This is a genomic window from Parafrankia discariae (assembly GCF_000373365.1).
GTDB classification, from domain to species: Bacteria; Actinomycetota; Actinomycetes; order Frankiales; family Frankiaceae; genus Parafrankia; species Parafrankia discariae.
Genome location: NZ_KB891128.1, coordinates 7609 through 9734 on the forward strand (window position 1 = coordinate 7609; position 2126 = coordinate 9734).

Below are 2126 nucleotides of genomic sequence, written 5' to 3' on the forward strand. Positions count from 1 at the left end.
AGCAGGTCAACCGGGCCCGACAGCACCGTCGACAGCGGCCCGTTCACCGCGGCGACGTCCAAGGTCAGCTCCGCCGCCGCGAGCGCGGCGAGCACCGCGGCCTCCGCCGCCGCGACCGCGAGCATCCCGCCACCCGCCGGCAGCGCCTGCATCAACCGGCCCCGGGCCGCCACCAGCNCNGCCGCNTCCGCCAGATCCAGAACACCCGCCGCATACGCGGCGGTGACCTCCCCGATCGAATGACCGGCCACCACCTCCGGGTCCACACCCCACGACCGCACCAGCGCCAGCAGCGCGACCTCGACCGCGAACAACGCCGGCTGCGCATACCCGGTCTGATCCAGCAACGCCGGGTCATCCTCACCGTTGATGACGGAACGCAACGGCCGGTCCAGATGCTTGTCCAACAGATCGCACACCTCGCCGAACGCCGCGGCGAACACCGGGAACACCTCGGCCAGCTCCCGGCCCATCCCCAACCGCTGCGCACCCTGACCGGTGAACACCACACCCAACCGGCCGCCGCGCGCGACGCCCCGCGCCGTGCCGGGCGCGTCCTCGTCGGCCGCGAGCGCGGCCAGGGCCGTGGACAGGCCGGCGGCATCCGGGGCCAGCACGATCGCGCGATGCGCGAGCCTGGCCCGCCCGGTCAGCGACCAGCCCACATCGACCGGGCGCACGTCGGACACCGACCGGAGACGGCCTGCCTGGGCGGTCAGGGCGGCCGGCTCCGCCGCCGAGAACACCACCGGAACCACCGGCAGCCGCACCGCCGCGCCGCTCGGCCCCGCCGGGTCGGACGTGTCCGGGTCGCGCTCGGTGAATGCCGGGTCAGGGGTGGCCGGGGCTTCGATGATCACATGGGCGTTGGTGCCGCTGATCCCGAACGAGGAGACCGCCGCCCGCCGCGGCCGATCCGCACCTACCGCCCACGGCCGGGCCTCGGTCAGCAGCTCCACCGCACCGGCAGCCCAGTCCACCCGCGACGACGGCTCATCCACGTGCAGCGTCGGGGGCAGCACCCCGTGCCGCATCGCCTCCACCATCTTGATCACACCCGCCACACCGGCAGCGGCCTGCGTGTGACCGATGTTCGACTTGACCGACCCGAGCCACAGCGGCTGGTCGGCGGGCCGGCCCTGGCCGTAGGTCGCGATCAGCGCCTGCGCCTCGATCGGGTCGCCCAATGTCGTCCCGGTCCCGTGACCCTCGACGACATCCACGTCAGTGGTACCCAGCCGGGCGCTGGCCAGCGCCTGCCGGATCACCCGCTGCTGCGACGGACCGTTCGGCGCCGTCAGCCCGTTCGACGCCCCGTCCTGGTTCACCGCGCTGCCGCGCACCACGGCCAACACCGGATGGCCGTTGCGCCGGGCGTCCGAGAGCCGCTCGACGAGCAGCATCCCGACACCCTCACCCCAGCCCACCCCGTCCGCGGCCGAGGCGAAGGACTTGCAGCGGCCGTCCTCAGCCAGCCCGCGCTGCCGGGAGAAACCGGTGAAGGTTCCGGGCGTGGCCATCACGGTCGCCCCGCCGGCCAGCGCCATGTCGCACTCACCGGACCGCAGCGCCTGCACCGCCAGGTGCAAAGCGACCAGCGACGACGAACACGCCGTGTCCACCGTGACCGCCGGGCCCTCGAGACCGAACGTGTACGACACCCGGCCCGAGGCGACGCTGCCGGAGTTGCCCGTCCCGAGGTAGCCCTCCACCTCGTCCGGGACGGCGAGCAGCCGCGCCGCGTAGTCGTGGTACATCAGGCCCGCGAACACCCCGGTCCGCGAACCGCGCAGCCCCGTCGGGTCGATGCCGGCCCGTTCGAACGCCTCCCACGACGCCTCCAGCAGCAGCCGCTGCTGTGGGTCCGTGGCGAGCGCCTCCCGCGGGCTGATCCCGAACAGGCCCGGATCGAAGTCAGCGGCGTCGTAGAGGAACCCACCGTCGCGCGTGTACGACGTCCCCGGATGATCCGGGTCGGGATCGTAAAGACCCTCCAGGTCCCAACCCCGGTCCGCCGGGAAACGCCCGATCCCGTCACCACCCGACGCGACCAGCTCCCACAACTCCTCGGGAGAGGAGACCCCACCCGGATAGCGACACGCCATCCCCACGATCGCCACCGGCTC

Annotated in this window: 1 protein-coding gene; it reads right to left on the reverse strand. The window is 73.3% G+C overall.

What is annotated here, in order from left to right:
* On the reverse strand, positions 1–2126 hold a 2126-nt coding region (locus tag B056_RS35455; RefSeq protein ID WP_018501120.1), incomplete at both ends, for a type I polyketide synthase.